This is a genomic window from Polynucleobacter sp. 35-46-11 (assembly GCF_002281105.1).
Genome location: NZ_NCFJ01000534.1, coordinates 1 through 1,680, shown reverse-complemented (window position 1 = coordinate 1,680; position 1,680 = coordinate 1). Strand labels below are relative to the sequence as shown.

1 protein-coding gene and 1 pseudogene are annotated in these 1,680 nt (G+C 48.0%); both read right to left on the bottom strand.

The features are described from left to right. Nucleotides 1-245, bottom strand: a pseudogene (locus tag B7Y67_RS17295) (50S ribosomal protein L11 methyltransferase); the annotation flags it as partial. Between the two features lie 33 nt (nucleotides 246-278). After that, complete coding sequence (accC, locus tag B7Y67_RS17290) at nucleotides 279-1,643, bottom strand: acetyl-CoA carboxylase biotin carboxylase subunit (RefSeq protein WP_215302461.1); 1,365 nt, start codon at nucleotides 1,641-1,643, stop codon at nucleotides 279-281. Nucleotides 1,644-1,680: the final 37 nt, after the last annotated feature.

The following is a 1,680-nucleotide window of genomic DNA, read 5'->3' as shown; positions in this document are numbered from 1 at the left end:
TCAGGAATGAAATTCACCGCTCCTGAGTCGTCTAACTCAGGATTAAACAGCGCGGTGACTGAAGAGCGATCCCAGGCTTGAACCTCTGGTGAGAGTCCTGGTTCTCCATAAAGCGGGTTTTCATCATAGCCACCCGCAGCATCATCTTCAACGGTGACAGAGAGTGCACCCACTTCCAGCAATGCATCACCCAAAGGTTCAGCAATTTCTGCAGGTACCGTGAAAACAAGTTCACGATAAGACATGCTTACTCCAAATCAACATCACTTGACGGCGGCTTAGGGCTTGCCGCGACTGGCGGCTTGCTCTTCTAGGCGGTGCTCCAGATAGTGAATGCTGGTTCCGCCTTCTATAAAGTTTGGATCGAGCATGAGTTCGCGATGGAGTGGCACATTAGTCGTAATCCCATCAATCACCATCTCAGAAAGCGCAATCTGCATACGACGAATCGCTTGTTCGCGAGTATTGCCGTAAGAAATCAATTTACCAATCATCGAATCGTAATTGGATGGCACTACATAGCCACTGTAGGCATGTGAGTCAACACGAATGCCAGGGCCACCTGGCATATGGAATGAACCAATTTTTCCTGGGCTTGGTGTGAACTTGAATGGATCTTCTGCATTGAGACGGCATTCGATAGCGTGACCACGGAAAACGATATCTTTCTGGCGATAGCTGAGTTTTAAGCCAGCGGCGATGCGAATTTGTTCCTGAACAATATCCACGCCAGTAATCATTTCAGTAACTGGATGCTCAACTTGAACACGGGTATTCATCTCAATGAAGAAGAATTCGCCGTCTTCATACAAGAATTCAAAAGTACCAGCACCGCGATAACCAATTTTTCTACAAGCTTCTGCACAGCGTTCGCCAATCTTAGCAATTAAGCGGCGATCAATGCCAGGTGCTGGAGCTTCTTCAATGACTTTTTGATGGCGACGTTGCATCGAGCAATCACGCTCACCTAACCAAATGGCATTTCCATGGGTATCAGCCAAAATCTGAATCTCTACGTGGCGAGGTTTTTCTAAAAACTTCTCCATATAGACTTCTGGGTTACCAAAAGCACGGCCAGCCTCTTCTTTGGTCATATTGACCGCATTCAGAAGAGCGGCTTCGGTATGTACTACGCGCATACCACGGCCACCACCACCGCCAGCAGCTTTAATGATGACTGGATAGCCAACACGTTTTGCCGTAGTAATAATTTCTTTTGGATTGTCTGGCAATGCGCCTTCTGATCCAGGAACACAAGGAACGCCTGCTTTGATCATGGCGCGCTTGGCTGAAACCTTATCGCCCATCAGGCGAATTGAAGCGGCAGTTGGACCAATAAATGCAAAACCGGATTTTTCAACGCGTTCAGCAAAGTCGGCATTCTCAGACAGAAAGCCATAGCCAGGATGAATCGCTTCAGCATCTGTTACTTCCGCTGCTGAAATGATAGCGGGCATATTGAGGTAGCTCAGCGGTGACGGGGCCGGCCCAATGCAGACTGCTTCGTCTGCAAGTTTCACGTATTTAGCTTCTTTATCTGCGGTTGAGTAGACCACCACAGTTTTAATTCCCAACTCGCGGCATGCGCGTTGGATACGGAGAGCAATTTCTCCGCGATTGGCAATCAGAATCTTATCGAACATGTCGGCTCTGAGTTAAGTAACGGTGGATTGGAATAGA